Consider the following 25,803-nt stretch of genomic DNA (forward strand, 5'->3'; position numbering starts at 1 on the left):
AGACTGGGCCAAAATGAAAGCTTGGGATGCGATCGTCATCGGCGGCGGACACAACGGACTGGTCAATGCCTGCTATCTCCAGCGCGCCGGGCTCGACGTGCTGGTGGTGGAGAAGAATCCCTGGGTCGGCGGCGCCGCCACCAGCCGGGAACTGACGCCGGGCTTCCTCTATTCCAACTGTTCCTATGTTTGTTCGCTGTTTCGCCCTGAAATCATGCGCGACCTCGAACTGCCGCGCTTCGGCCTGCAGGTTATTTCCTATGAGGGCGGCGCGGTGTTCACCAGGGATGGCGACTATCTCGCCAATTACCGGGACCATGATGCACACCGGCGCGAATTTGCGCGCTTCTCGAAACGCGATGCCGAAGCCTACGACCGTTATGCGCGCGACGTGACGCGCCAGTGCCGTTTCATCCAGCCGCTGTTGATGCGCACCGCGCCCGACCCGACCAGTCTGCGGCCGCGGGATCTGGGCGAGCTCCTTTATCTGGGCAAGAAATTCGCGGGCCTGTCGGCGGAGGAAATGGCGCTGACGCTGCGCTTCTGGACCATGTCGATCTCAGACTTCCTCGATGAATATTTCGAGACCGATGTCATCAAGGCCAATTTCGCTTTGTCCGGCATCATCGGCACGGCGCTCGGGCCGATGTCGCCCGGCACGGCTTATGTGTTGCTGCACCACTATATGGGCGAGGTCGACGGCTCGGTCGGTGCCTGGGGCTATGCGCGCGGCGGCATGGGCGCGGTGACCAAGGCGCTGGCGGCGTCCTTCAAGGCGTCGGGTGGAACCATTCGCACCGGCGCCGAGGTCGACCATGTTCTGGTGAGCCGCGGCAAGGCCAAGGGTGTGGTGCTGGCGGGCGGTGAGGAGATCCGTGGCAAGCTCGTCGTCTCCAACGCCGACGTGAAGCGAACCTTCCTGAAATTGGTCGAGGAAAAGGAACTGCCCGAGATTTTCCTGCGCCGGGTCAGGAACTTCAAGATCCGAGGTTCGTCCGGCAAGGTCAACATCGCGCTGGACTCGATGCCCGAATTCCCGGCTCTGCCGAAGGATTCGCCGGTCTATCGCGGCGACATGCATTTCACCGATTCGATGGAGCGCATGGAGCGCGCCTATGACGACTGGAAGGCCGGGCGCTGGTCGGCCGATCCTTTCCTCGACATGGTCATCCCGACGACGCTCGACCCGACGATGGCGCCGCCGGGAAAACACTTCATGAGCTGCTTCGTGCAATACGCGCCGCCCAAGGTAAACGGCCATGAATGGTCCGACGCCGATCGCGACGGATTCGCCGAAAGCGTGATCGCGCAGATTGCCGACTACTCGCCCGGCTTTCGCGACCGCATCGTCCACATGGAGGTGCGCACGCCGCGCGAAATCGAGGCCGAGGTCGGGCTCACCGAAGGCAACATCTTCCAGGGCGAACTGACCTTCGACCAGCTTCTGTTCAACCGCCCGGTGCCGGGCTACGCGCAATACCGCTCACCGATCGGCGGGCTTTATATGTGCGGCTCCTCGACCCATCCCGGCGGCGGCGTCATGGGCGCGCCCGGCCGAAATGCCGCGGCCGAGATCCTGTGCGATCTCGCCAAATCGATCTCACATATGAGCCCGGCCCATGACGTCATATGATGCAATCGTCATTGGCGGCGGCCATAATGGCCTCGTCACTGCTGCCACGCTGGCGAAGGCCGGGCGCAAGGTGCTGCTGCTGGAAGCTGGGAACGATCTCGGCGGCGCCGCGCGCACGGAGGAATTCGCGCCGGGTTTTCACGTCTCGTCGATCGCCCATCTGCTGAACAGGCTGCACCCCGACGTGGTGAAGACGCTGGAGCTGGAGAAGCATGGCTTGCGGATCACCCCAGACGACTTCGCGCCGTCGGTTGCGCTGTCGATGGACGGCCCCTCGCTGGTCCTGCACGGCGCCTATGGCGAAATGCTGACCGGTGCTAATTTGTCCGAGCAATCCGCGTGGAAGCAGTTGCGCGCGCAACTGCTGCGCTACGCCGGCATCCTGGAACCCTTCCTCTCGCGTCGTCCGCCCGATCTGGCCGGCATGTCGCTGCTGGAGGCGGCGGCGTTCGGCCAGACCGCTCTGACGCTGAAAAGGCTCGGCAAGGAAGATATGCGCGATTTCCTGCGCGTGCTCTTGATGAACGTCGCCGACCTGCTCGACGAGCAGCTTGCCGACATCAGGCTGAAAGGGCTGCTGTCCTTCGACGCGACGCTCGGCAGCCATCTCGGTCCGCGCTCGCCCACCTCGCTGCTCGGCCTCTATTACCGGCTGGCCGGCGAGGCCGGCGGTGCGGCCGGCGCGCAGATAGTGCCGAAGGGCGGCATGGGCGCGGTGATCGCCGCCATCCGCGCCTCGGCCGAAAAAGCCGGCGTGAACGTCCGCACATCGGCGCCTGTCGCAAGGATCATTGTCGAGAAAGGCCGCGCCGTCGGTGTCGCATTGGACAATGGCGAGGTGCTGCGCGCCAGGACGACCGTCTCCGCGATCAATCCGGCGACGACTTTGCTCGACCTTGTCGGTCCACGCGAACTCGACACCGGCTTCGTGCGCAAGGTGAACAACATCCGCATGAAGGGTGATGTCGCCAAGCTTCACCTGGCGCTCGACAGGCCGCCGCAATTCACAGGTGTCGATGCCGCCGGCCACAGGGGGCGGCTGGTTATCGCCCCCTCGCCCGATCATGTCGAGCGCGCCTTCAATCCATCCAAATACGGCGCGTTCTCGCCCGAACCGGTGATGGAGATCACGCTGGCAAGCCTCGCCGATCCATCGCTCGCGCCCGACGGCGCCTGCGTGCTGTCGGCGGTGGTGCAATACGCGCCCTATGCTCTGAAAGAGGGATGGGGCGCCGGCAAGGCGAAATTCCTGGAGGCAATCATGGCTCAGCTCGAAGCCTACGCGCCAGGCATCGGCAAGACGGTGCGCCACACCGAGCTCTTGACGCCCGCCGACATCGAAACGCGCTACCGCATGCCGGGCGGCCACTGGCACCACGGCGAGTTGCAGGCCGACCAGATGCTGATCTCGCGCCCGGTCTCGGGCTGGTCCGGCTACGACACACCGCTCGACGGGCTGTTTCTCGCCGGTGCCGGTTCACATCCCGGCGGCGGCGTCTCCGGCGCACCTGGATTGAACGCCGCTCGACGCATTATTGCGATGAAGGGGTAAGGCGATGTTTCAGTTGGCGGCAGTCGCGTTCTACGGCGAAGGATCGCCAGCATGAATCAGCAACCATCATCCGCCCGCATCGCCGCCCAATCCCACTTCCGCACGTTGCGTCTCGGCACGCCGTTCCAGCCGCGCATCGATGCTCTGGCCAAGACCCAGGATTGGTACAACTGGGCGGGCTACCGCGCCCCCCATTCGCTGTGGGACGAGGAGCTCGAATATTTCGCCATTCGCAGCCAGTCGGCGCTCTTCGACATCTCGCCGATGACCAAGTACCGCGTCGAGGGACCGGACGCCGAGGCCTTCCTCGACCGCGTCACGCTGCGCGACGTGACCAGGCTGAAGCCGGGCCGCGTCCATTATACCGCGTGGTGCGACGACGAGGGCTTCGTCCTCGATGACGGCACGCTGTTCCGGCTCTCGCCAACGCGGTTCCGGCTGTGCTCGCAGGAGCGGCATTTGCCTTGGCTGCTCGACAGCGCCATCGGGTTCGATGTGACGGTGGAGGAAGAGACCGAAGCCGTCGCGGGCCTGGCACTGCAAGGTCCGACCTCTTTCGCCGTGCTGCGTGATGCCGGTTTTGCCGATGTCGAAAAGCTGAAGGCATTCGACCTCGCCGAATTCCCGCATGATGGCGAAACCGTCACCATCTCGCGCACCGGCTTCACCGGCGATCTCGGCTATGAACTGATCATGCCGGCCGACAAGGCGCTGACCCTGTGGGACCGGCTGATGGCGGCCGGCGAACTGCGCGGCATCCGCGCCATCGGCTATACCGCGCTCAACCGCGCCCGGCTCGAAGCCGGGCTGATCGTCGCCAATGCCGACTTCACGACAGCCGAATACGCCATCCGCGCCGACCGCTTGCGCATGCCCGACGAGATCGGGCTCGGCTTCATGATTGATCTGGAAAAGGCCTATTTCAACGGCCGTCGCGCCATCTTCGAGGCGCGCGCCAAGCGCAAGCTGCAGCATGTGCTGGTCGGGTTGGAGATCGAAGGCAACATCCCGGCCGAACACGCCATCGTGTACCACAAAAAGAGCCAGGAGGTCGGGCTGGTCAGCGCCGCCATGTGGTCGCCGATGGCCAAGCGCAACATCGCCATCGCTTCGCTGGCGCGACCATATGGTGATACTGTCGTCGACGACCTCTGGGTCGAGATCTACGCCATGCGCGAGCTGCAATACCAAAAGCTGATGAAGCGGGCCAAGGTGGTGCCGCGGCCGTTCATCAAGCTCGATCGCCGCACCGCCAATCCGCCGGCGGATTTCTGACCATGGGCGAGGAAGCCGACAAGCAGCAAGAAGAGGCGGCCGAACAGTGGGAGCTGGTCAACACGCCACTCGGCGAAAAATGGTCGGGCCGCACACGCTATGCCGCCGCCATGTTCTTCTACAAGCGCGGCGAGATGAGCGCCGAGACGCTTGAGGTCTACCGTATCTGCGCGCGGCTCGATTCGGAAAACCCGCTGCCGATCATCCGCGACCGCGGCGTCGGCAAGGACTGGCTGAAGCGCATGGGTTTCGGCTGAACTTCCTATCCTATGGTTTTCTCCAGCATGGCCAGCCAGTTTCGGTAGGCGATCTTTTCGATCAGCGCGCGGCCGAAGCCGCGTGCGGCGAGCGCATCGATGAGCTTCGGCAGGCCGGCGGCGTCGCCAATGACGGCCGGGATCATGGCTCCGTCGAAATCGGAGCCGAGGCCAACCCCATCCTCACCCAGCGCCTGCAGCAGGGAATCGATGTGGCGCACCATGATGTCGAGGCCGGTATCGGCATTCATCTTTCCGTCCTCGCGCAGGAAGCCGGTGGCGAAGTTCAGCCCGACCATGCCGCCGGTTTCGCGAATCGCGCCGAGCTGCCAGTCGGTGAGATTGCGTGAGTGGCCGCAGATCGCATGCACGTTGGAATGGGTCGCGACCAGCGGCGCATCGCTGAGCGCGGCGACATCGCGAAAGCCCTTCTCGTTGAGATGCGACAGGTCGATCATGATCCTGAGTTGGTTGCAGGCCTTGACCAGTGCCTTGCCGGCATCGGTCAAGCCGGGACCGGTATCGGGCGAGGACGGAAAGCGGAACGGCACGCCATGGCCGAAAGCGTTCGGGCGGCTCCAGACGATGCCGAGCGAGCGCAAGCCGGCGGCATGCAGCACGTCGAGCATGGTGAGTTCGGGATCGATCGCCTCGACCCCTTCGATATGGAATACCGCAGCGATCGCGTCGCGCGCCATGGCGCCGCGCACATCTGCGGCATTGCGGCAGACGCTCAGCGCTCCGGCCCGTTCCAGTCTGAACAGGATCGAAGCCATCGCGATCGTCGAGGCCAGAGCATCGCTGTGCGGGAGTTCGGGCGGCAAAGGCTCGGCATCGCTGGGCGTCGACGGGACAGCGCCGCGCCGGCCTCTCTCGACAGGCGGCGGGAAGATCGCGAACATGCCGCCGGCAAACCCGCCGGCCCGTGCGCGCGGCAGGTCGATATGGCCGCCCGATTTCCCTTCCATGAACAGCTTTTCGACATCCGGGTCTTTCGACTGATAGAGTCTGAGCAGCGTGTCGTTATGGCCGTCGAAGACGGGAACGAGATCGGTTTCGGTCATGAAGGGATCATTCGGTTCGATGTGTCGCACGCCGCCCGCGATATACCATATCTACTTAGGCAAGATGGGCCGAGCGTGCAAATGCCAAAGCCGTGCTGGCCTATCAGACTGTTTTACTCCCGCGGGTCCCGAATGGTAAAGCGCCGGCTGATCCTACCCCTTCAGCACGTCGGCCCACTCCGGATGGCGGCGAAACTGGGCGTTGGCGAAGGGACAGAGCGGGATGATCTTCTTGCCCGCCGCGCGCGCGTCCTCGACGGCGCGGGTGACGAGCCGAAGCCCGGCACCCTGGCCGCGAAACGCGTCGGGCACTTCGGTGTGGTCGATGATGATCTGGTGCTCGCCGATCCTGGTGAAGGTCATCTCCGCCTCGGCGCCGCCCGGACCACGCAGCACGTAGCGGCCCTTGGAACCACGATCTTCGAGTTCGATCTCCGGCAGTTGGTCAGGCATCACTTACTCCTTGGGCCACGCCGGCAAGGAGCTGCCGCGCCGCCTCGATTTCGTTCGGCCGCACTTCGTGCCCGCCTTCATGCCACTCCACTGTGACATCGGCGCCATCGGCGCGCAAATAGGCTTCGAGCCGCGAAGTCAGGTTCGGCGGACAGATCGGATCCCGCCTGCCGGCGGTCACCAGAATGCGGCGCCCGGCAAGACTGCCGTTCACCTCCGGTTCGAACGGGATCAGCGGGTGCATCAGCACCGCCGCGTCGAACAGGTCAGGGGCTTCGAACAGCAGCGACGCCAAGATGTTGGCGCCGTTGGAGTAGCCGAGAGCGTGTATCGCCGACGGCTTCGCCGCTGCTATCTGCGCCTTGACGAAGCCCGCCATCTTCCGAGTCGCGCGCGCCAGGTCCTGCATGTCATAGACGCCCTCGCCGGTGCGACGGAAAAAGCGCGCAGCGCCTTGTTCAGACACATCGCCGCGAGGCGAGATGATGGTTGCCTGGGGCGCGAGATCGCGCCCCAGCGAGACGAGCTGGCCCTCATCGCCTCCGGTGCCATGGAAGACGAAGAGCAGCGGACCGCCCGGCGAACCGGGCAGCACCTTGTGGATGTAGCTGTCTGTGCTCATGACCCCGCCCCTCAGTCTTCCAGCTTCTGCAGATGCTGTTCGAGATAGGGCCGCAGGTGTTGATGCTGCGCCGGCAGCTTCAAGGCTTCACCGAGATGGGCGGTGTCCTCGTCGCGGTCGAAGCCCGGCTCGTTGGTGGCGACTTCGAACAGAACGCCGCCCGGCGTGCGGAAATAGATCGCCCAGAAGTAATCGCGGTCGATCACTGGCGTCACCTGGTAGCCGGTATCCATCAGCGCCTTGCGCACTTCGAGCTGCCTGGCGCGATCCTCGACGGCGAAAGCGACGTGATGGACCGAGCCCGCGCCGAGATCGGCAAAGGCGGCACCGGGTAGCGATTCGATGTCGACGACGTCGGCGCCATTGCCGTTCCTGATCGCCAGCCGCCTGACATTGCCGGATTTGTCGAGCTCCTCATAGCCCATGAACTTCAAGAGTTCCTCGGTGGCGCCGCCATCCTTCAGGCGCAGCGACACGGAGTGAAAGCCCCGGATCGCCTCGTCGGCGGGAATGCCGCCCTTCGCCCATGGCGCGCGCGTGTCGGCCCTGTCCTCGACGAGCGCGAAACCGTCGCCGTCCGGTCCGGCGAAGGCCAGACGCTTCTCGCCAAAGGTCTCTTCGCGCGACAGGCCGGCGATACCTTCCTCGGCGAAGCGCCTTTCCCAATAGGCGAGCGTGCCTTCCGGCACCGAATAGGCGGTGGTGCCGACTTCGCCGACGCCGTGACGGCCCTTCCCGATATTGGGAAACGGAAAATAGGTCATCACCGAACCCGGCGTGCCGAGCTCGTCGGCATAGTAGAGGTGGTAGACGTCGGGCGCGTCGAAATTGACCGTTTTCTTGACCCGGCGCAGGCCAAGCTTCCCAGTGAAGAACTCATTGTTCTGGCGGGCATCGCTGGCCATCGAGGTGACGTGATGCAAACCCTTGATCTGATCGAGCATGAGTGCTGCTCCCTTGTTCTGTTGCGGCCCCTGCCGCTGTCCTCGCCAATATGAGCATCGGCCTGTTCCCGTCAAAGGCCACAAAGACGGGATGGACTGTACTCTGGAAGTGAACAATCGAAAGCAGTTTGTTCACCGGTCCACGAGCAGCCCGGGCTTGCGCCGGGGCGGGATTTCGGTTCCATGAGCGACGCTCGCACATTAGCCAAGGATTATCGCCAGTGACCGGAAAAAGCAGGCGTCCGAACGTTCTCCTGATCACCTGCGACCAATGGCGCGGCGATTGCCTTTCGGCGGCCGGCCATCCCCTGGTGAAGACGCCGAATGCCGACGCCTTGGCAGCGGAAGGCGTATTGTTCAAGCGGCACTATGGCGGCGCGGCACCCTGCTCGCCGGCCCGTGCCTGCCTCTATACCGGCCTCTACCAGATGAATAACCGGGTTTGCCGCAACGGCACGCCGCTCGATGCCCGTCACGGCAATATAGCGCTTTCGGCGCGCGCGCTGGGCTACGATCCGACGCTGTTCGGCTACACCGACGTATCGCTGGATCCGCGCCGGCTCGCTCCGGCTGATCCGCGGCTGCGAAGCTATGAAGGCGTGCTTCCTGGTTTCACGGTGCGCCAATTGCTGCCAGAGCATCAGAAGCAGTGGCTGTCATGGCTGGGAATGCAGGGCATCGATACCGACGCCGGCTCCCCCGCGATCCATCGACCGGCGAACGGGGCAGGCGACGCCGGCTCCGTGACGACTGCGCCGCCCGTCTATTCGAAGGAGCAGACGCCGACGGCTTTTCTTGCCGGCGAATTCATCCGATGGCTGGGCGAACAGGAGCATGCCGCGCCCTGGTTCGCGCATCTCTCTTTCATCAGCCCACATCCGCCCTTCATCGCGCCTGCACCATACGACGCGATGTACGACCCCGCCGCCGGCCCCGGCTTTCGCCGCGCGGCAGGCTGGCAGAAAGAGGCGGACAGCCATCCCTATCTCGCCTACGATTTCGGCAGGCAGAAAAAGCACAAGTTTCGACCTGGCGCCGCCGGCAGTGTACATGACTGGAGCGAGGATGATTTCCGCCGCATCCGCGCGATCTATTACGGCATGATCTCGGAAGTCGATGCGCAGCTCGGCCGTATCTGGCAGGCGGTCAAGACGGCGGGCGCGTGGGACGACACGGTCATTGTGCTTACCTCCGACCATGCCGAGATGATGGGCGACCATTTCATGCTGGGCAAAGGCGGCTTCTTCGACGCCAGCTATCATATCCCCCTGGTCATCCGCGACTCGCGTCACGGCCGCACCGCAGGCGTGGCCGTCGACCGCTTTACCGAGGCGGTGGACATATTGCCGACCTTGCTCGACCTGCTGGGCGGCGAACCGGCGCCGCACCTCGACGGTCACTCGCTGCGGCCGTTCATCGCCGGCGAGGAGCCGTCGGACTGGCGCGACGCCGCGCATTGGGAATTCGATTTTCGTTCGATCGCGGAAGGCGAAGCCGAACGGCATTTCGGCCTTGCCTCGCGCCAGTGCAATCTCGCCGTGATCCGCACGGAAAAATTCAAATATGTGCATTTCGGCGGCGGCCTGCCGCCATTGCTGTTCGACCTGGAGAAGGATCCCGCCGAGCTCGCCAATCTCGCCGCCGATCCTGCCTATCTCCCGATCAGGCTCGAGTTCGCCGAACGGCTGCTTGCCTGGCGGGCCGAACATCTCGACCAGTCGCTGGCGCTGGCGGAGCTGACCAGGGATGGCGTTGTGGGCTATGTAAGTAGGGCAGTAGGGGAATAGGGAATCCCTACCGCCCTACTGCCCTACTGCCCTACTGCCCTACTGCCCTTGCTATCTCACGATCATCCGCTGCTGCTCGCGGTTCTGCGCATAGCTGCCTTTGTCGTAGGCGGCCTGGGCCTCGAGCTGCTCCTTGGTGAAGGTCGTGTAGAGATATTTGTTGCCGTCCTTGTCGGTCATGAATTTCAGGTTGTCCATGCCGACGGCGACTTCCTTCTCGCCGACGCCGAGGAAACCGCCGACATCCACGATGACCGCGTCGGTCTTGTTGTCGGGCGTCAGCACGACATCGCCGATCTCGCCGACCTTGACGTCGTTGGCGCCATAGACTGTCGTACCCTTGAGATCGTCGCCCCTGACCTCGCCGACAGGCATTTCGGTCAGTTTGGATTTGTCGATCGCTGCGGTCTTCGTCTGGTCGGGAGCGGTCGCATCAGGCGTCGAGGCGGACGGGGCCTGCGCCGTGTTGTCCATCGGAGCCGTATTGGTTGTCGGCGCGACGGCCGGGGTGGACGCGGCAGGTGCGTTGGATGCCGTCGTGACCGGAGCCGGATCATAGGCCTTGCGGTTGAAGTCCGGCAATGCCTGCAGCTCTTCCTTGGTGGTTTGGGCCACCAGCCAGCGGTCGCCGTTTTTCTCGGCCCACTGGGCCTTGCCGAAATCATAGGTGACGTTCTTCTCGCCGATGCCGAGGAAGCCGCCAACGCCGATGACCAGCGATTGCGCCTTGCCTTCCTTGGTCAGGACGATGTCGTTGACGTTGCCGATGTTCTGCGCATCGTCGCCGGTCCCGTTATAGACGCTCTCACCAATGATATTGGTGGCGAGATTGCCATCGGCGCGCTTCACCGGTTCCGCCGGAGCCGCGTTCATGTCGGCTGGCGCCTGGGCGGTATCGCTCGGCGCGGAGGTGGACGGCGCCTGTGCGGCTGTCGATGCGGCCGGTGCCGGAGCATAGGGCTTGGTGTCGAACTCCGCCTGCGCCGTCAACTGGTCCTTGGTCGTCTGGGCGACCAGCCAGCGGTCGCCGTTTTTCTCGGCCCATTGCAGCTTGTCGTAATCGAAGGCGACATTCTTCGTCCCGACGCCCAGAAAGCCCCCGACGCCGATGATTATGGATTTGGCCTGACCGTCGTTGTCGAAGACGATGTCGGTTACTTTGCCGATATTCTCGGCATTGTCGCCGGTGCCGTTATAGACCGATTCACCGATGATGTTGGTGGCGATGCTGCCCTCGGCGTGCATCACAGGAGCGGCGGGTTGCTCCGCGCCAGGCGCAGCCGGTGTCGGCGTTGTCTGCGCATGCGCGCCCGTCGCCACGAACATGGCAAGAGCAGTCGTGGCTAAAAGATTGCGGATCATGATGGTATCTCCTCGTGCCTGATTTCATGCATGCCGCACCGGCCTCCGCCGTCACCGGCGACGGGCCAACGCGGCATTCGCCTGATCACAACGTCGTGACTGCGCCCATTGTTCCGACAAAAGCCAGGACGCATATTTTCCGCACACGTGGCTCGCAACTTGCGTGCTGCAAAGGGAAATTCGCCGCATCATCCCGGAACCTTTTTGCCACTTGCGCCGTTCAGCCGACGGCTGGAGCTTCTCCGGCTTGGAGCTTTTTTGAGACACGGAGGGGACATGCGGTTTGCGGCGGTGCTGAACCGGGACGGTGGCACCTTGCGCACCACCGACCTGAATGCCTTTCGCGATCGCATGCGCGACCTGTTGGAGGCGGCAGGCCACTCCATCGATATCGACGTGGTCGCCGGCAAGGACATCGTGCCGGCATTGGAAGACGCGGCTTCGCGTCGCGGCATCGACGTGGTGCTCGCCGGCGGCGGCGATGGCACGATATCGGCTGCGGCGGCGCGGCTGATGGGCAAGAAAAAGGCGCTGGCCATATTGCCCGCAGGCACCATGAACCTCTTCGCGCGCGGGCTCGGCATCCCGCAGACGCTCGATGCAGCCTTGCGATCCTTCGCCGATGGCGAGGTGATGGCGGTGGACATTGCCACCGCCAATGGCCGGCCTTTCGTGCATCAGTTCTCGATCGGCATGCACGCCAAGATGGTGCAGCTACGCCAGAACATGGAGTTCGGCTCCCGGCTGGGCAAGATGCGGGCATCCGCGAAGGCGGCTTGGCAGACGATCAAGAATCCGCCGGCGATGACGGTCATCCTGACCATTGGCGAGGCCGAGATCACGGCCCGAACCACCGGCGTCGGCGTCACCAATAACCTGTTTGGCGAGGGTCACCTGCCCTTCGCCGACAACCCGGCGGGCGGCGTGCTCGGCATTTATGTCACGGTCGCCCGGCAGCGCGCCGAACTGATCAAGTTCTTCTTCAACGTCGCGCGTGGCAAATGGCGCGACAATGAACATGTCGAGATCCATCAGACGGAGCGGGCTGTGCTGAAGATCCGGTCGGCGGCCAGGAAATACCGCGCCGTCCTTGACGGTGAACTTATCAAGCTCGAGGACGAAATCACTATCGAAATCCATCCGGGCGCCTTGAACGTGCTGGTGCCGCGACACGCCGTGCGGGCAAAGGCGGCCTAATGCAGGGGCGGCCGACGAGAAACAGACGACTAGCCGCTCGGAGCGCTGCCTTGTTCGGTGGTCGGCGATTTCGTGTACTCGCCGTAAATCTCGACGATGCCCCAGACGACAAAGGCCAGGAGAAGTCCCGCAATCAGGATCCGCAAGCCGTGCCAGCCCCAGTGTCCCTGACGCGCTTTGTTTTCAGGAATGGTCTTGGGCATAGCCGGCCTCGATGCGATGTGGACGCGTTGAGCGTCTCTGGCAAAACATCTTCGGGTAACGGTTCCTTGCTACGAAGGTTCCGCGTTTGGCCAAGCCCTTGCCGGCAAGTCGGCAAGGCGAAGTCGGAGGGCTCGCGAAGAGGCGTTGGGGACGCTGGTGAACAAGACGGCGAAATCGGCGTCGAGCCTGCCGGCCGAAGTATTGCACGTCGTCAACGACGCTGGCCGGCTGGCCGTGCTGCACGGCTTGCAGGCGCTGGATACGATGGCTGACGCCGACTTCGACGGCGTCAGCCGCCTTGCCGCGGCCGCCATGCGCGCACCAATCGCGCTGGTTACGCTCGTCGACGTCGAGCGGCAATGGTTCAAGTCGCGTGTCGGCCTGGACGAGATCGAGACCGCAACCGACATCTCCTTCTCCGCCCATGCGATTGCCGCGGGCGGCGAACCGATGGTGGTACCCGACGCTACCTTGGATCCGCGTTTCAAAGCCAACTCACTGGTCACGGGCAAGCATCACATCCGCTTCTTTGCGGGCGCGCCGGTGACCGTCGCCGGCGCCAGGATCGGAACGCTGTGCGTTTTCGACCGCAAGCCCCGTCCCTATCCATCGCGCGTCAGGCTCGACCAGTTGAAGGCGCTGGCCGGCCTCGCCGCCAGCCTGTTCACGCTGAAGGACGCGACGCGCAGCGGCGCCATCGCCGAGGCGGCGCTGGCTCGCGAAGAAAAACGGCGCGCCATAGCGCTCGACGCGGCATCGCTTGCCAGCTGGGCCTGGGACATCCGCACCGACATGATCGATTGCGACGTTCTGCTGCCGGAATTGTTCAATCTGCCGCGATCGAACCGGTTGCGGGCGCGCGACATCCTGATGGCAATAGATCCACGCGACGTCTATCAGACCGAAACCGGCTTCCGCGACGCCTTGGCCGGCGGCGACGACTATTTCGGCGAGTACCGCGTGAAAGGCCTCCATCCGCCGCGCTGGCTGGCGACACGCAGCCGCGTCATCGAGCGCGATGGCGATGGCAGGCCGACGCTCATCTTCGGGGTCAATTACGACATATCGGAGCGCAGGCTTGGCGAGGAACGACAACGGCTGCTGCTGCGCGAACTCAATCATCGCGTCAAGAACACGCTGGCGACCGTTCAGGCGCTGGCGACGCAGACCGTGCGCCACGCCCGCCAGCCGAGCGCGTTCCTGGAGGCCTTCGGCGCCCGGCTCCAGGCACTCGGCATCGCCCATAATCTCCTGTCCGACCGGGAATGGCGCGGCATCGGCATCCGTGAACTCGTCCAGATCGAGGTGAGGCCCTTCGACACCGCCGAGCAGCTGCGCATGACGATCACAGGTCCCGATCTGTTGCTGTCGCCCGACCAGGCCGTGGGGCTGGGCCTGATCCTGCACGAACTGGCCAGCAACGCCCTGCAATGGATCGCTGTCGGCGACGTCCGGCAAGGTCGATCTGAACTGGAAGACGCAAGGCAGAAAAAGCGACCGGCGCCTTGTCCTGACCTGGCGCGAAAGCGGCGGTCCTGCGGTTGCCCCGCCCGAGCGGCATGGTTTCGGCTCGATCCTGATCCGCCGCAGCCTGGCCAAGGTCATCTCCAGCGAAGTGGCGCACGAGTTCCGGCCGGAAGGCGTCTTTGCCGAAATATCCATGCCGCTGGAGGATCTCTCCAAGTGACCGCCCAGCTTTAATCCGGGCCCAGCCTTAATCCAGCTCAGCCTCAATCAGGATCGCCGCCAGCCGGCTCGCCGGGACCTGGTTTCACGTTCTCGCGGTAGATGGCATAGGCCGCCAACGCCACGGCGGGACCGAGAATGGCTCCGAGGCCGCCCTTTCCCTTGAGCAGCGCCGGCAGCGCGGCCAGTGCGGCGGTGACGCCGATTGCCGTCACGTCGGCCTTGCGCCGTTCTGCCCGGCGCCGTGCGCGCGAGCCGGCCGAGAAGCGATAGATCAGCAGGATCAGGCCCGCGATGATCAGAAAGCCGACGCCGAATCCCAACGCCGCCGCGAGCGGACCATAGCGGCCCGCAGCCCAGATATAGCCGGCCCCGATCAGGAAGCCGAGACCGCACAGCGCCGCGAGCGCAGCAAGCGCATAGACGATTGCAGCCGTGCGCGCGCGGCGCATGGCTGCAACGGTTTCGCCCGAAGCCAGGCCCGAGACAAGGGAAGCCAGCAATCCCATTTGAGCGGGACTAGCGGCGCGCCAGGAGCGCGAACAGGAAGCCGACGCCAGCGGCGATCGCCAATGAAGTCACCGGCTTCTCGCGCACGCTTGCCGCTATCTGCGCCTCTATATCCCTGGTGTTGCTGCGCAGGCTGTCAAAGGCCGCCTCGCCTTGGGCGCGCAGATGCTCGACACCTTCGGCGGCGGCACGGCGGGCGGTGCCGTATCCATGCTCGCCTGTCTTGGCCAACTGCTTCGTGAGCTTGTCGATATCGGCCTTCAACTGCCTGATATCGGCTTCGAGGTCCGAGTTCGCCCGCGCTTCGCTTGCGTTCTTTCCTGCGGCAGCTGCCATCGCTTAACTCCTTGTGATTGCTTTGGTTTCAACGCGCTGCATGTCTCAAGGTTCCGAGCCCCTCGGATAAACGGGCATGATCCCGCAAAGCGGGTGTCGGTTTGCCGAAAAGATCACGCTCAATCCAATGGATAGAGGCCGTCCCGGTTCCATCGATCTGGACCCTAGCTCAAAACGGGGCCTCCTGCATCCGGTCAGATCAGTGGCCGTCGTTCCTCGCCCAGCCCCTCCCAGCCGGCAAGCTGCTTCAACCCTTCATGATCGATGATCTCGCAGCCGCCGTCGCGCCACGCGATCAGCTTGCGATCCATCAGCTTGCGAATCGTCTTGTTGGTATGGACCAACGACAGGCCGAGCGTGTCGGCGATGTGCTGCTGCGTGAACGCGATCCGGGTGAGCCGCCCGCCATTGAGACCAACGGCCTTGGCCCGGCTGCCGATGAAGGCGATGAGATAGGCGGTGCGCTCGATCGCGCTGCGGCGGCCGACGCTGAGCAGGTTCTCATCCAGCATCCGCTCCTCGCGCGACGCGATCCAGGTGATGTCATAGGCCAGGCCCGGATGGTTACGGAAAAGCTCATGCAGGGATTCCCGCTCGAACACGCAAAGCAGCATCGGCGACAAGGCTTCGACGGAATGCTGCATTTCGCCCATTACGCTGCCTTGCAGCCCGATGAGATCTCCAGGGATGGCGTAGTTGAGGATTTGACGGCGGCCATCCGACAACAGCTTGTAGCGGAAAGCCCAGCCCGACAGCACCGTGTAGAGATGGGTGCTGCGGCGTCCTTCCACCAGCACCGTTGCGCCCTTGTCGACCGCGAGCTCGCCTTTCTTCAATTTGTCGATGAAGCCCAGTTCCGATTTCTCGAATTTGCGGAAACCCGGCAGCGGCCGCAGTGGGCAATTCTCGCAATCATACCGGCGGCTGGAGGAAGCAAGGCCGTTCTGGATTGACATTTCGACCGCTCCTCGAGAACCGCGGGCTCAGCCGCTGCGGTTGCATGTCTTTTTTAAATGACAGCGCGTCAAATAGCGATCATGACTCGCTGCGTTTCAAGGAGCCATTGCCTGTGTCGCCTTTGCTTGACGGATTGCGCATTCTTGTCCTGGAGGATGAATTTCTCATCGCCATGGATGTCGAGCAGCTTTGCCGCGATCACGGCGCCGGCGACGTGGTGCTTGTCCGCGACCTCGCCGAGATCGATGGCCGACAGGTTGCCACCCAATTCGATGCGGCGATCGTCGACCTCATGCTGGGCGGCACTCCGACCTTCGACTTTGCATCGCGCCTGCGCGAAACGGGTGTGCCCTTCGTCTTTGCCTCCGGTTATTCGGATGCGGACGAGATCAAGGTTGCCTTTCCAGGGATAAGGCTGGTCAGCAAACCTTATTCGGGCGAAGATCTTGTGGAAGCGGTGGCCCGGGCCTGCGGACGAGTCCCGCCCGCCTGACGTCGCGTCGCGTAAGAGCCAGAACGGACGCGATGGCGATCCTGCCAGCCGTTTCGATGCGACGCTTTTTTAGTGCGCCGCCGTGCCCGTGACCTGTGCTGAGATCGCATCGGGACCGTACTCGTCTTCGCCGGAGATTTTCAGTATCTCCTGCAGGCGCGTGCGGGCTCGGCTGACGCGGCTCTTGATCGTCCCGACCGCGCAACCGCAAATCTCGGCCGCCTCCTCATAGGAGAAGCCCGAGGCGCCGATGAGGATGATGGCCTCGCGCTGGTCTTCGGGCAGTTGCTCGAGCGCACCGCGGAAATCCTTGAGGTCGAGCTGGCCGTGCTGGGCGGGATGCACCGCAAGCCTGGCTGTCATGATGCCGTCGCTGTCCTGCACCTCGCGGCCGCGTTTGCGCATCTGCGAATAGAACTCGTTGCGCAGGATGGTGAAGAGCCATGCCTTCAGGTTGGTACCGGGCTGAAAGCTCTCATGCTTGTCCCAGGCCTTGACCAGCGTTTCCTGCACGAGGTCGTCGGCCTTGTCGGCATTCTGCGTCAGTGACACTGCGAAGGCACGCAAGCTCGGTATTGCCCCAAGCAGATCGGTCTTGAAGCCTTGTGAGACCGTTGCCATGCCTCAGTCCTTTTTCTGTGCGGGCTCGGCCCGCTCCAGTTGGCTGAGCAACTGCGCGAAACGATCCGGCACATCGTCGGAGACCAGCTCGTCGTAATACTGCTTGAGTTTGCGTCCGATTTCGGAATTCGGCCCGAGCGGGTCGCCCACGCCGTTCCGGCGCCTGATTGAGGCGCCAGTCAAGACATCTTTCGTCATTTCCTTCATTTCGCCCTTTAATCCAGCCCCATAAGCCGCTCAACATAACTCAACACAACACAAGCGGCATCCTCGTCTGGTTGCCCATCCCCAATTCAAACGCCGTTCAGGCGTATTAGTTCCCGGGGCCGGAACTTTTTGCGAAAGCCCGCGTTTGTGTCGTTGGGGCTTGCAATGGGGCTTGACCTGCATTTTTAGTCAATCACGTCATCTGAGGGAGACGTCCGTCATGAGTTTATCCGCCACCATCGCTCCGCACCTGCCGTTCCTGCGCCGCTTCTCGCGTGCCGTATCGGGATCGCAGGAGAGCGGCGACGCGCTGGTTGCCGCGATGCTCGAGGCCATCATCGCCGATGTCGACATTTTTCCCGAGGCATCCAGCGACCGAATCGCGCTGTACAAGGTCTTCGCCAAACTGTTCACGTCCGTCGCCATCCGCGTTCCACAAGAACAGGCGCAATCGGCATGGGAACAGCGCGCTGCGGCCAATCTCAATGCGATCGCGCCGCTTCCCCGCCAGGCCTTCCTTCTGGTGGCCGTCGAGGGTTTCAGCGAGGATGAGGCGGCCGAAATTCTTGGCGTCGGCGAACAGGAATTCTCAGAACTGCTTGCCCAGGCGAGCAACGAGATTTCCCGCCAGGTGGCGACCGACGTGCTGATCATCGAGGATGAACCGCTCATCGCCATGGATATAGAGGAGATGGTCGAGAGCCTGGGCCATCGGGTCGTCGGCACCGCCCGCACCCATGCCGAAGCGGTGACGATGTTCGGCAAGACGCGGCCGAAGATGGTGCTCGCGGACATCCAACTCGCCGACGGCAGCTCGGGCATCGAGGCGGTGAACGAGATTCTGTCGTCGACTTCCGTGCCGGTGATCTTCATCACCGCCTTTCCCGAGCGTCTCCTGACCGGCGAGCGGCCCGAACCGGCTTTCCTGGTGACGAAGCCGTTCAACCCGGACATGGTCAAGGCGTTGATCAGCCAGGCTCTGTTCTTCGACCGGCAGGCGAAAGCAGCCGCATAGCCATGCGCAACTGAAGTCGCAAACGCGCGCAAAAGCAGGGCGCGACCAGCCGGAAGGTTCCGCTGGCCGCGCCTTGCTTTTCCGCGCCACGATGGTGCGCGGGGGGATCGTCTTTTTCGGCAAAAAGTGGAACAAACCGCATCCACCCACGTTTTTCTCACATAGTTGGAAGGAGATGGAACCATGCTTTACTGGGCGCTCGTATTTCTCGTCGTGGCAATCATCGCCGGCGCGCTTGGTTTCGGCGGCATTGCCGGTACATCTGCCGGGATAGCGCAGATATTGTTCTTCATCTTTCTCGCTTTCCTCATCATTTCGCTTCTCGCCGGCCTGTTCAGACGGGCCTGAGAGTTATCAGGCGAACACTGGAAGCCGCACCCCTCAAACGGTTTCCAGCCACCGCCGGGTGGTGTCCCACAAGGACGCCGCCCGGCGGACCGTTTTTAGGCGTCTGGTTGCCGTAAAACCTGTCTTGGAACCCATTGGACAGTGAGCCGTTCAGCCTGAGTTGGGTGGACAGGTCGGATGCGTTCCAGGGCTCGAGATACCAAGAAGAACGAGCGGGGCGACGAGGTCATCGCCTTGCATCCCGCCGAAAGCGGCATGCAGCTTGGCCGGGCGCTTCTCCACGCACTGCACAATGCCGGCATTTCCGTCCTCTACCAGGACCGCGACATGAAAACCGTCTGGGCGCGCAACATGCGTGCGCCCTGGGCCGACAGCAGCGAGGGCGACGGCATCCTGCCGCCGGCACAGGCCGACCGCATTGGCGCTGCCAAGCGCAACGTCGTCGCAAGCGGCGATCCGCAGCGCCTCGAGATCGGCGTCCCGATGGAGGACGGCATGCGCTGGTTTCAGGTCTGGATCGACGCCGACCATGGCGAGGCCGGCGACGTGCAAGGTGTCGTCACCACCATGGTCGAGACGACCGAGCAGCGACGCCGCGAACAGACGCTGACGACGCTGTTGCGCGAAGTCACGCACCGCTCGAAGAATTTGCTGGCGATCATCCAGAGCATCGCCACCCAGACGGGGCGCTATTCCGACAGCATCGGCGATTTCCTGACCCGCTTTCGCGGCCGGCTCCAGTCGCTGGCCTCCTCCCAGGATCTGGTAACCTCCTCCAACTGGCGCGGTGCTGCCCTTCGCGAACTCGTCGCCGGTCAGGTTGGCCGCTACGGGACGGACGCGTCGCACAGCCTTCGCTTCCGCGGCGCAAATCCTTACCTCAACCCCAACGCCGCGCTGCATATCGGCCTTGCGATGCATGAACTGGCCGTCAACTCGGTCAGCTATGGCGCCCTGTCGCGGCCGGAGGGCTTCGTCGAAGTGACCGCCGTCCTCGACACCGCCGCCGATGGCGGCATTGCCCTGTCGCTGACCTGGGCCGAAACCATAGGAACCGACAGCAACCAAGAGGGCAAAAAGCGCTTCGGCAGCGTCGCACTGGAACGCGTAGTGCCCTCTTCCCTGAACGGAACGGCGCGCCTCGAGATCGCGGATGGTCGCCTCGAATACTATCTCGTTGTTCCGCACGGCAATTTCGAGACGGAGTAGGCGACCGCCATTTTTTAACCGGCTGTTCACCATAGAAGCAGATGCTGTTTTTGCCAGATACCGATGGAACTGCCGAGCCGACGAGCATGCTTTCGAGGGCTTTGCCGCAGCATAGTGGGGAGGAGCGCCTTGACGGTCGCCGATATCAACAGACTGGAGCAGGCCGCCCGCATTTCGATGGGCGAATTCCAGGATCCCGAGACATCCACGGCATCGCCGGTTGCTCATGGCATCCTGCCCATCGTCGCTTCGGCGTTGGTCGCGGCAATTGTCCTGATCGCCCTGTCCCAGCTGGCCTGATCCCGCCCCCACGTTCGCGCGCGCACATCGCTCCGGTTTTTCGGCGGCCGAGGCATCGGAAAGCTGCGCCCAGAAAAAGACTCTCTTCACCAACAATAAATTGGAGCAGCAAAGGTCGTTTTTTCATGCTAAGTGACGGCTGGAGCTTATTAAAGTGAGGACACGAAGTGAGGAGTGACCCTATGCGGAAAATTCTTATTGCCATGGCTGCCGTGGTCGCCGTCAGCGGCTGTACCTCGACCGAGCAGGATGTCGTCGGCGGTGGCTTGATCGGCGCCGGCGTGGGCGGCTTGGTCGGCGGCGGCAAGGGCGCGCTGATCGGCGCGGCCGTCGGTGCCGGCTCCGGCCTGCTGGTCCGCAACCTGCGCAATGGATACTGCCAGTATCGCGATCATCGGGGTCGCATCTACACGGCTCGCTGCAACTAATTGCGAGCAAGGAGCGGATCGGCGATCTATCGACGCTGAACCGCTCCGAGCAACTTGAATCGCGCGCTGTCGGGCTCATTCGCGAACCCGGCAGCGGTGCGGCAATTTATTGGCCGCCGCGTGAAGCCTGGAGCGATTCCGCCAAAGCCCGATGGCATTCACGCCGGCAGCGGAATCCTGATTTCCACATTCAATCCGTCATCGCGATAATCGCGGTGGATCGTGCCACGCAGCTCACGCGTGACATTGAGGTCGATCAATTTGGTGCCGAAGCCGGTCGTGGCCGGGGCGTCGACCTTCTTCTGCCCGGTTTCCTGCCAGCTCAGAGCCAAGACCCGGTCACGCCCGCGCCCTTCGACCGACCATTCGATCCTGAGGGCGCCGACCGTATTGCCGGCCTCGCCATATTTCAGCGCATTCGTTGCCAGTTCGTGGAAGGTGAGGCCCAGTGCCTGCGTCGTGGTTTCGTCAAGCAGCACCTCCGGCCCGGACAAAAGCTCTTCCGGCAGCTCCTTTCCGAACACTTGGCCAAGCTCGATGCGCAGGAGATCGCCGAGATCCGCCTTCTGCCAGCGCGAGCGCGTCAGCATGTCCTGGGACGCGGCCATTGCCTGTAGCCGGGCCGAGAAAGATGCCGAGAACTCATTGACGTCGCTGGCACGTGACGCGGTCTGGCGCGCGATCGCCAGCACTCGCGTGATCGAATTCTTGATGCGATGCTTCATCTCCTGCAGCATCAAATCCTTTTCGAGCAGGCTCTTTTTCCGTCGTCTCATGCAGCAGCGATGCTGCCTCGTAGGCTCGCTCCTGATAGCGCGCGACAAGCGCGATGGCGCCGGCCAGCAGCAACCCGAACAGGCCGAGCATGACTGGGATGGCCCGCGACGATGGCTGCGAGAAGGCGCTTGTCGGCCTGAACTGCACGGTCCACGGACGGCCCGCCACGCTGATCTTGCGGGTGACCAACAGCCTGTCGCCAAAGCCCGACACGGGCGGCGTCTCCGACCGGAACAGCAGATGATCCGGATCGACGCCGCCATCGTAGATTTCGGTGTTGACCGGCAGCAGCGGCGCGCGGCTGAGCGCGATCTGGAACAACTCCCTGGCCCGGAAGGCCGCGTAGAGAAAGCCTACCGTCGAGGATCGCGATGCGTTTATGGCATCAGGTGCGGTCTCGACGTTGAGCCGCACGAAGACGAGAAAGCCGGTGAAGGTCTGTGCTGCACCCGTGTCCTGGCCGAGTTGCACCAGCCCGCTCGCGTGCTGCTGGTCATCTGCCATTGCCTTCTCGATTGCCGCGCGCCGCACGGGCTCGGTGAACATGTCATAGCCGATGCTGGCCTTATTGGACGGGTCGAGCGGCTCGAACAGCACAACGGGCGTCCGCCATGGCTGCGTGGTGTCCGGATAGATCGCACGCCTGGTGCCCTGGTCATGCAGCATGTCGCGCTCGACCGTCGCCTCGTCGCCTGCTTTCACCAGCCGGAGAAAGCCGATGCCGCGCAGGCCGGCGAAATTGGTATCGACATTGAGGGCATTGAAGAACGCTTTGAACTCGCTCTGCGAGATGTCGCCATTGCGGGCGTCGAACAAGGCTTGCGACGAGCGCAGCAGCGACAGCTGCAGGTCGATCCGGCTCTCGATACGGTTGAGCGCATCGTCCGCGGTCGCGTCGAACTTGATGCGAGCCGCCTCTTGCGTCGCGAAATAGGCGAACCCCGCCATTGTCATGCTGATCAGCGCAACGGCAACGAAAGCGACGATTGGAAAAAGCTTCTTCAACGGATAATGCGGCCTATCAGCATGTGAGCCCTTTATGGGCAAGTCGCCCGGTCAACACAATGGCAAGGCCAAGCCATCCCGCCGGCTGGCATATCACCTGATCGGCAGATCGGTAACGGGCTCAGGCCAGCAGGCTTCAGGCGGCGATCTTCAACGCGCCTGGTCCGGGAATGGCGCCAGGCGGACATTTGCCCAGGATGATCATGCCCAGCACCTCGTCCTGGGTCACATCGGTGGTGCGGGCAGTGCCGACGACCTGGCCGTTTTTCATGACGCACACCCGGTCGGCCAGTTCGAATACGTCGTGAATGTCATGGCTGATCAGGAAGATGCCGATGCCGTCGGACTGGAGCTGCCTGACCAGTTCCCCGACCTGGGCCGTTTCCTGCGGTCCAAGTGCTGCCGTCGGCTCGTCCATGATCAAGATGCGGGCGTTGAACAGGATCGCGCGTGCGATCGCCACCGACTGCCGCTGTCCGCCCGACAGCTTGATCACCGGCTCCTTGAAGCGCTGGAAGCGGGGATTGAGCCTGCCCATCACCTTGCGCGCCTCGGCCTCCATGGCGACATCATCGAGCGTGCCCCAGGCGGTCCTCAGCTCGCGGCCGAGGAACAGGTTGGCGGCGGCGTCGACATTGTCGGCGAGCGCCAGGGTCTGGTAGATCGTCTCGATGCCGTATTTCTTGGCATCGCGCGGGTTGGAGATCGAAGCCTCTTCGCCGTTGACGAAGATTTGGCCCGCGTCACGCTTGTAGGCGCCCGACAGGATCTTGATCAGTGTCGACTTGCCGGCGCCGTTATGGCCGAGCAGGGCCACGACCTCGCCGGGGAAAAGATCGATCGAGGCATCGTCGACGGCGCGAATGCCGCCGAACGCGATTGAGATGTTGCGCATGTCGACCAGCGGGTTGCCGGCGGGAGCGATCCTGTCAGCCATGATTGTCCTCCTCCCTCAAACGCGTTTGCGATACACGGTGTCGAGCCACACCGCGATGACCAGCACGGCGCCGACGACGATGCTCTGCAGCGGCGAGTCGACGCCAAGCAGCACCATGCCGGATTGCAGCGACTGCATCAAAAGCGCGCCCAGCATGGCGCCGATGATTGTTCCCGAACCGCCGGCGAGCGATGTGCCGCCGATGACGGCCGCCGCGATCACCAGCAATTCATCGAGCGTTCCGAGCACGTTGGTGGCCGAGTTCTGCCGGGCTGACGAGATCGCGGCGGCGATCGTGGCCAGCACGCCCATGATCATGAACACTTTCATCGTGATCCAGCGCGTATTGATGCCGGCGAGGTTGGCTGCTTCCGGATTGCCGCCGATGGCAAAGACATAGCGGCCGAAACGGGTGCGTTTGGTGATGAAGGTCATGACCAGCCCGACGGCGATGGCCATCAGCACCGGTATGGCGATGCCGTGGGCGATGAACAGGCCGCCCTCGGGCACGGTTATGTTGTTGGCGGCTGCATATCTGTTCACGATGCCGACTGGCCACGGATAGGAATTGGCCAGCCAAACCGCGCCCATGATGACGGCGCAGGTCACCACGCCGATCAGCGTCTCGGCCCAGATCGGACGCAGCGGGAAACGGAAGCGCTTGCGCTGTACCCGCCCGTTGAACAGCGCAAGCACCACCGCAAGGCAGGCGGCGATACCGACCACCCAGCTCCAGGTCGCGCCGATCGATCCGGCCGGGCCGCCGCCCATCAGCTGGAACGTCGCGTTGAGCGGCGCCACCGTCTGGCCGCTGGTAACCCACCATGCCGCACCGCGCCAGACCAGAAGCCCGCCCAGCGTCACGATAAAGGCCGGCACTTCGAGATAGGCGATGACAAAGCCCTGGAAGGCGCCGATCAACAGACCGAGCACCAGGCCGATGACCAGCGCCAGCACCCAGATCCATGGGTTGCCAAGCTCAAGCCCGACGAAGCGCACTAGGAAATGCACCTGGGCGAAGCCCATGACCATGCCGATCAACCCTTCGGCGGAACCGACGGACAGATCGATATTGCGCATGACGATGACCAGCACCATGCCGCAGGCCATGATGGCGACGGCCGAGGTCTGCACCGACAGGTTCCACAGATTGCGCGGCGTGAGAAAGGTACGGCTGTCGAAATCGAGCGGATTGACGCCGAGACGCAGGCTGGACAAGACATGCAACCCGATCCAGATCAGCAGCAGCGCGCCGATCATGCCGAGCATGCGCGTGTCGATCTCGGTCGCCTTAAGGAACCGGGCGACGGCGCCGAGTTCCGACGCACGCGCGGTGTCGGCCTGCGGGTTGGACGTCGTATCGGTCATGATTTTCTCCCACCGGCCTGCCCGTCCGATGCGGGATGCCGGAAGCCAGCCTAGAAGTTACCCGCCCGGGGCGGAAAAACAAATCTTCTTGAAAAAACGCCGCGGCTTGGCAGCCGCGGCGTTCATCGCATAAAATGGAAGATCAGTTGCAGGCCGCTACGCTGCCCGCCGCGACGCCGGCACAGACCTCGTCTTTCTTGATCCAGCCGGCGTCGATGACGACGTTGAGATTGTCCTTGGTGATCGCAACCGGGGTCAGGAACAGCGATTTGACGGTGTTCCCACCGGGCGTTGTGAAGTCCTTGACGCCGGCGATATCGGTCATCTTCTTGCCGTCGGCCAGCTGCGAGGCGATCTCGGCGGCATTCTTGCCGAGTTCACGCGCGTCCTTCCACACCGACACGGTCTGCGTGCCGAGCGCGATGCGGTTCAGCGCCGCGTGGTCGCCGTCCTGGCCCGAGACCGGAACGGTACCGGCCAGGCCTTGAGCCGTCAGCGCCGCGACGACGCCGCCGGCAGTGCCGTCATTGGCCGCGACCACCGCGTCGACCTTGTTGTCGTTGGCGGTCAGGAACTGCTCCATGTTCTTCTGCGCGTTGGCCGGCAGCCAGCCATCCGTATAGGCTTCGCCGACATTCTTGATCTTGCCGCTGTCGATGGCGTCCTTGAGCACTTCCATGGAGCCCGAGAACAGGAAATCGGCATTCGGATCGGCACCCGAGCCCTTGATGAAGACGTAGTTGCCTTCCGGCTTCACCTTGAACACTTCGCGGGCCTGCATGCGGCCGACTTCCTTGTTGTCGAAGGTCAGATAGAAGACATCCTTGTTCTCGATCAGGCGGTCATAGCCGACGACCGGAATGCCTTCGTCGAGCGCCTTCTGCACCGCCGGGCCGATGGCGGAGGCGTCCTGCGCCAGGATGATCAGCGAATTGGCGCCCTGGGAGATCAGGCTCTCGACGTCGGTGAGCTGCTTGCCGGGATTGGACTGGGCGTCGGCGGAAATATACTTGTCGCCGGCGGCTTCGATCGCCTTCTTCATGGCGGCCTCGTCGGTCTTCCAGCGCTCTTCCTGGAAGTTCGACCAGGAAACGCCGATGACCTTGTCCTTCGCCTGCGCGACCGACGCGAGCGTCAGCGACATGGCGACACCCGCCAGGATGGCGGCTGTGAATCTCTTCATCTTAATCCTCCCTGCGCCGCGTATGGCGCGACCAAACAGGCCCGTAGGCCGGCACAAAGGCTCTATTTTTTCG

At 63.4% G+C, this 25,803-nt stretch carries 26 protein-coding genes and 2 pseudogenes; 13 read left to right on the forward strand and 15 right to left on the reverse strand.

What is annotated here, in order from left to right:
* The first annotated feature begins 13 nt into the window (after nt 1–13).
* Genes ACIU1A_RS25035 through ACIU1A_RS25050 form a run of 4 tightly spaced genes read left to right on the forward strand, consistent with a single transcriptional unit; the run spans nt 14 to nt 4,717 of the window.
* The gene (locus tag ACIU1A_RS25035) at nt 14–1,633 is read left to right on the forward strand and encodes a phytoene desaturase family protein (protein WP_404925527.1); all 1,620 of its coding nucleotides are present in this window, start codon (nt 14–16) and stop codon (nt 1,631–1,633) included.
* The gene (locus tag ACIU1A_RS25040) at nt 1,620–3,185 is read left to right on the forward strand and encodes a phytoene desaturase family protein (RefSeq protein ID WP_404925528.1); all 1,566 of its coding nucleotides are present in this window, start codon (nt 1,620–1,622) and stop codon (nt 3,183–3,185) included. The genes ACIU1A_RS25035 and ACIU1A_RS25040 overlap by 14 nt, the downstream gene beginning before the upstream one ends.
* A gap of 51 nt (nt 3,186–3,236) precedes the next feature.
* Nucleotides 3,237–4,460, forward strand: a complete 1,224-nt coding sequence (locus ACIU1A_RS25045; protein WP_404925529.1) for an aminomethyltransferase family protein — start codon at nt 3,237–3,239, stop codon at nt 4,458–4,460.
* Between the two features lie 2 nt (nt 4,461–4,462).
* Nucleotides 4,463–4,717, forward strand: a complete 255-nt coding sequence (locus ACIU1A_RS25050) for a hypothetical protein (protein ID WP_140517897.1) — start codon at nt 4,463–4,465, stop codon at nt 4,715–4,717.
* Nucleotides 4,718–4,722: 5 nt separating this feature from the next.
* Here ACIU1A_RS25050 and ACIU1A_RS25055 read toward each other — a convergent pair whose 3' ends face one another.
* The 4 genes from ACIU1A_RS25055 to ACIU1A_RS25070 all read right to left on the reverse strand — a co-directional run bounded on the left by ACIU1A_RS25055 (nt 4,723) and on the right by ACIU1A_RS25070 (nt 7,800).
* On the reverse strand, nt 4,723–5,781 hold the full coding sequence (locus ACIU1A_RS25055) for a dipeptidase (protein ID WP_404925530.1): 1,059 nt from the start codon (nt 5,779–5,781) through the stop codon (nt 4,723–4,725).
* Nucleotides 5,782–5,934: 153 nt separating this feature from the next.
* Nucleotides 5,935–6,234 (reverse strand): GNAT family N-acetyltransferase, encoded by a 300-nt coding sequence (locus ACIU1A_RS25060; protein WP_140500600.1) that lies wholly within the window; start codon nt 6,232–6,234, stop codon nt 5,935–5,937.
* Entirely contained in the window at nt 6,227–6,856 is a 630-nt protein-coding gene (locus ACIU1A_RS25065) for an alpha/beta hydrolase (protein WP_140525475.1), read from the reverse strand. The genes ACIU1A_RS25060 and ACIU1A_RS25065 overlap by 8 nt, the downstream gene beginning before the upstream one ends.
* Nucleotides 6,857–6,867: 11 nt before the next feature.
* Entirely contained in the window at nt 6,868–7,800 is a 933-nt protein-coding gene (locus ACIU1A_RS25070) for a VOC family protein (RefSeq protein WP_140558435.1), read from the reverse strand.
* Between the two features lie 221 nt (nt 7,801–8,021).
* Here ACIU1A_RS25070 and ACIU1A_RS25075 point away from each other — a divergent pair, with 221 nt between their 5' ends.
* On the forward strand, nt 8,022–9,587 hold the full coding sequence (locus tag ACIU1A_RS25075; protein WP_404925531.1) for an alkaline phosphatase family protein: 1,566 nt from the start codon (nt 8,022–8,024) through the stop codon (nt 9,585–9,587).
* 51 nt (nt 9,588–9,638) lie between these two features.
* Here ACIU1A_RS25075 and ACIU1A_RS25080 read toward each other — a convergent pair whose 3' ends face one another.
* A complete protein-coding gene (locus ACIU1A_RS25080; RefSeq protein WP_404925532.1) occupies nt 9,639–10,949 on the reverse strand; it encodes a PRC-barrel domain-containing protein in 1,311 nt (436 codons plus the stop codon).
* Nucleotides 10,950–11,225: 276 nt separating this feature from the next.
* Here ACIU1A_RS25080 and ACIU1A_RS25085 point away from each other — a divergent pair, with 276 nt between their 5' ends.
* A complete protein-coding gene (locus tag ACIU1A_RS25085) occupies nt 11,226–12,146 on the forward strand; it encodes a diacylglycerol/lipid kinase family protein (protein WP_404925533.1) in 921 nt (306 codons plus the stop codon).
* A 29-nt stretch (nt 12,147–12,175) separates the two neighbouring features.
* Here the strand turns inward: ACIU1A_RS25085 and ACIU1A_RS25090 are convergent, their stop codons facing one another.
* Nucleotides 12,176–12,349, reverse strand: a complete 174-nt coding sequence (locus tag ACIU1A_RS25090; RefSeq protein ID WP_181165417.1) for a hypothetical protein — start codon at nt 12,347–12,349, stop codon at nt 12,176–12,178.
* 157 nt (nt 12,350–12,506) lie between these two features.
* Between ACIU1A_RS25090 and ACIU1A_RS25095 the strand changes: the two are divergent.
* A pseudogene (locus ACIU1A_RS25095) lies at nt 12,507–14,037 on the forward strand (sensor histidine kinase).
* A gap of 43 nt (nt 14,038–14,080) precedes the next feature.
* Here ACIU1A_RS25095 and ACIU1A_RS25100 read toward each other — a convergent pair.
* The 3 genes from ACIU1A_RS25100 to ACIU1A_RS25110 form a co-directional block, all read right to left on the reverse strand.
* Entirely contained in the window at nt 14,081–14,545 is a 465-nt protein-coding gene (locus tag ACIU1A_RS25100) for a hypothetical protein (protein ID WP_404925534.1), read from the reverse strand.
* Between the two features lie 10 nt (nt 14,546–14,555).
* Complete coding sequence (locus ACIU1A_RS25105) at nt 14,556–14,882, reverse strand: YqjD family protein (RefSeq protein WP_140517891.1); 327 nt, start codon at nt 14,880–14,882, stop codon at nt 14,556–14,558.
* Nucleotides 14,883–15,076: 194 nt separating this feature from the next.
* Nucleotides 15,077–15,838 (reverse strand): Crp/Fnr family transcriptional regulator, encoded by a 762-nt coding sequence (locus ACIU1A_RS25110; protein ID WP_404925535.1) that lies wholly within the window; start codon nt 15,836–15,838, stop codon nt 15,077–15,079.
* A 113-nt stretch (nt 15,839–15,951) separates the two neighbouring features.
* Between ACIU1A_RS25110 and ACIU1A_RS25115 the strand changes: the two genes are divergently transcribed.
* Nucleotides 15,952–16,332 (forward strand): response regulator, encoded by a 381-nt coding sequence (locus ACIU1A_RS25115; RefSeq protein WP_404925536.1) that lies wholly within the window; start codon nt 15,952–15,954, stop codon nt 16,330–16,332.
* 69 nt (nt 16,333–16,401) lie between these two features.
* On the opposite strand, the gene ACIU1A_RS25120 is transcribed toward ACIU1A_RS25115, so the two are convergent.
* Together ACIU1A_RS25120 and ACIU1A_RS25125 are read right to left on the reverse strand one after the other, a co-directional pair.
* The gene (locus tag ACIU1A_RS25120) at nt 16,402–16,953 is read right to left on the reverse strand and encodes an RNA polymerase sigma factor (RefSeq protein WP_140500591.1); all 552 of its coding nucleotides are present in this window, start codon (nt 16,951–16,953) and stop codon (nt 16,402–16,404) included.
* Between the two features lie 3 nt (nt 16,954–16,956).
* Nucleotides 16,957–17,160 carry a NepR family anti-sigma factor gene (locus ACIU1A_RS25125; RefSeq protein WP_181165418.1) on the reverse strand — a complete coding sequence of 68 codons (204 nt, stop codon included), beginning with the start codon at nt 17,158–17,160 and terminating at the stop codon, nt 16,957–16,959.
* A gap of 220 nt (nt 17,161–17,380) precedes the next feature.
* Here ACIU1A_RS25125 and ACIU1A_RS25130 point away from each other — a divergent pair, with 220 nt between their 5' ends.
* The 5 genes from ACIU1A_RS25130 (at nt 17,381) to ACIU1A_RS25150 (ending at nt 20,460) form a co-directional block, all read left to right on the forward strand.
* Nucleotides 17,381–18,175, forward strand: coding sequence for a response regulator (locus ACIU1A_RS25130; RefSeq protein WP_140500589.1), 795 nt, complete (start codon nt 17,381–17,383; stop codon nt 18,173–18,175).
* Nucleotides 18,176–18,358: 183 nt separating this feature from the next.
* The gene (locus tag ACIU1A_RS25135) at nt 18,359–18,523 is read left to right on the forward strand and encodes a DUF1328 domain-containing protein (RefSeq protein ID WP_006203859.1); all 165 of its coding nucleotides are present in this window, start codon (nt 18,359–18,361) and stop codon (nt 18,521–18,523) included.
* 177 nt (nt 18,524–18,700) lie between these two features.
* Nucleotides 18,701–19,732 carry a sensor histidine kinase gene (locus ACIU1A_RS25140; protein ID WP_404925537.1) on the forward strand — a complete coding sequence of 344 codons (1,032 nt, stop codon included), beginning with the start codon at nt 18,701–18,703 and terminating at the stop codon, nt 19,730–19,732.
* Between the two features lie 129 nt (nt 19,733–19,861).
* Nucleotides 19,862–20,032: a hypothetical protein gene (locus ACIU1A_RS25145; protein ID WP_404925538.1), complete on the forward strand. Its 171-nt coding sequence runs from the start codon at nt 19,862–19,864 to the stop codon at nt 20,030–20,032.
* Between the two features lie 182 nt (nt 20,033–20,214).
* Nucleotides 20,215–20,460, forward strand: coding sequence for a YMGG-like glycine zipper-containing protein (locus ACIU1A_RS25150; protein WP_140500585.1), 246 nt, complete (start codon nt 20,215–20,217; stop codon nt 20,458–20,460).
* Nucleotides 20,461–20,618: 158 nt separating this feature from the next.
* Here the strand turns inward: ACIU1A_RS25150 and ACIU1A_RS25155 are convergent.
* The 4 genes and pseudogenes from ACIU1A_RS25155 to xylF form a co-directional block, all read right to left on the reverse strand.
* Nucleotides 20,619–22,242: pseudogene (locus ACIU1A_RS25155) on the reverse strand (CHASE domain-containing protein).
* A gap of 136 nt (nt 22,243–22,378) precedes the next feature.
* Nucleotides 22,379–23,179, reverse strand: a complete 801-nt coding sequence (locus ACIU1A_RS25160; protein WP_404925539.1) for an ATP-binding cassette domain-containing protein — start codon at nt 23,177–23,179, stop codon at nt 22,379–22,381.
* A 15-nt stretch (nt 23,180–23,194) separates the two neighbouring features.
* Nucleotides 23,195–24,547 (reverse strand): sugar ABC transporter permease, encoded by a 1,353-nt coding sequence (locus tag ACIU1A_RS25165; RefSeq protein WP_140561572.1) that lies wholly within the window; start codon nt 24,545–24,547, stop codon nt 23,195–23,197.
* Nucleotides 24,548–24,689: 142 nt separating this feature from the next.
* Nucleotides 24,690–25,730: a D-xylose ABC transporter substrate-binding protein gene (xylF, locus tag ACIU1A_RS25170; protein ID WP_140500579.1), complete on the reverse strand. Its 1,041-nt coding sequence runs from the start codon at nt 25,728–25,730 to the stop codon at nt 24,690–24,692.
* Nucleotides 25,731–25,803: the final 73 nt, after the last annotated feature.

This window comes from Mesorhizobium maamorense (assembly GCF_044998965.1).
Classification (GTDB): domain Bacteria; phylum Pseudomonadota; class Alphaproteobacteria; order Rhizobiales; family Rhizobiaceae; genus Mesorhizobium.

Coding starts and splice junctions, on each gene's coding strand:
- ACIU1A_RS25035 (WP_404925527.1), top strand. CDS start 14: ATGAAAGCTTGGGATGCGATCGTCATCGGCGGCGGACACAACGGACTG.
- ACIU1A_RS25040 (WP_404925528.1), top strand. CDS start 1,620: ATGACGTCATATGATGCAATCGTCATTGGCGGCGGCCATAATGGCCTC.
- ACIU1A_RS25045 (WP_404925529.1), top strand. CDS start 3,237: ATGAATCAGCAACCATCATCCGCCCGCATCGCCGCCCAATCCCACTTC.
- ACIU1A_RS25050 (WP_140517897.1), top strand. CDS start 4,463: ATGGGCGAGGAAGCCGACAAGCAGCAAGAAGAGGCGGCCGAACAGTGG.
- ACIU1A_RS25055 (WP_404925530.1), bottom strand. CDS start 5,781: ATGACCGAAACCGATCTCGTTCCCGTCTTCGACGGCCATAACGACACG.
- ACIU1A_RS25060 (WP_140500600.1), bottom strand. CDS start 6,234: ATGCCTGACCAACTGCCGGAGATCGAACTCGAAGATCGTGGTTCCAAG.
- ACIU1A_RS25065 (WP_140525475.1), bottom strand. CDS start 6,856: ATGAGCACAGACAGCTACATCCACAAGGTGCTGCCCGGTTCGCCGGGC.
- ACIU1A_RS25070 (WP_140558435.1), bottom strand. CDS start 7,800: ATGCTCGATCAGATCAAGGGTTTGCATCACGTCACCTCGATGGCCAGC.
- ACIU1A_RS25080 (WP_404925532.1), bottom strand. CDS start 10,949: ATGATCCGCAATCTTTTAGCCACGACTGCTCTTGCCATGTTCGTGGCG.
- ACIU1A_RS25085 (WP_404925533.1), top strand. CDS start 11,226: ATGCGGTTTGCGGCGGTGCTGAACCGGGACGGTGGCACCTTGCGCACC.
- ACIU1A_RS25090 (WP_181165417.1), bottom strand. CDS start 12,349: ATGCCCAAGACCATTCCTGAAAACAAAGCGCGTCAGGGACACTGGGGC.
- ACIU1A_RS25100 (WP_404925534.1), bottom strand. CDS start 14,545: ATGGGATTGCTGGCTTCCCTTGTCTCGGGCCTGGCTTCGGGCGAAACC.
- ACIU1A_RS25105 (WP_140517891.1), bottom strand. CDS start 14,882: ATGGCAGCTGCCGCAGGAAAGAACGCAAGCGAAGCGCGGGCGAACTCG.
- ACIU1A_RS25110 (WP_404925535.1), bottom strand. CDS start 15,838: ATGTCAATCCAGAACGGCCTTGCTTCCTCCAGCCGCCGGTATGATTGC.
- ACIU1A_RS25120 (WP_140500591.1), bottom strand. CDS start 16,953: ATGGCAACGGTCTCACAAGGCTTCAAGACCGATCTGCTTGGGGCAATA.
- ACIU1A_RS25125 (WP_181165418.1), bottom strand. CDS start 17,160: ATGAAGGAAATGACGAAAGATGTCTTGACTGGCGCCTCAATCAGGCGC.
- ACIU1A_RS25130 (WP_140500589.1), top strand. CDS start 17,381: ATGAGTTTATCCGCCACCATCGCTCCGCACCTGCCGTTCCTGCGCCGC.
- ACIU1A_RS25135 (WP_006203859.1), top strand. CDS start 18,359: ATGCTTTACTGGGCGCTCGTATTTCTCGTCGTGGCAATCATCGCCGGC.
- ACIU1A_RS25140 (WP_404925537.1), top strand. CDS start 18,701: ATGCGTTCCAGGGCTCGAGATACCAAGAAGAACGAGCGGGGCGACGAG.
- ACIU1A_RS25150 (WP_140500585.1), top strand. CDS start 20,215: ATGCGGAAAATTCTTATTGCCATGGCTGCCGTGGTCGCCGTCAGCGGC.
- ACIU1A_RS25160 (WP_404925539.1), bottom strand. CDS start 23,179: ATGGCTGACAGGATCGCTCCCGCCGGCAACCCGCTGGTCGACATGCGC.
- ACIU1A_RS25165 (WP_140561572.1), bottom strand. CDS start 24,547: ATGACCGATACGACGTCCAACCCGCAGGCCGACACCGCGCGTGCGTCG.
- xylF (WP_140500579.1), bottom strand. CDS start 25,730: ATGAAGAGATTCACAGCCGCCATCCTGGCGGGTGTCGCCATGTCGCTG.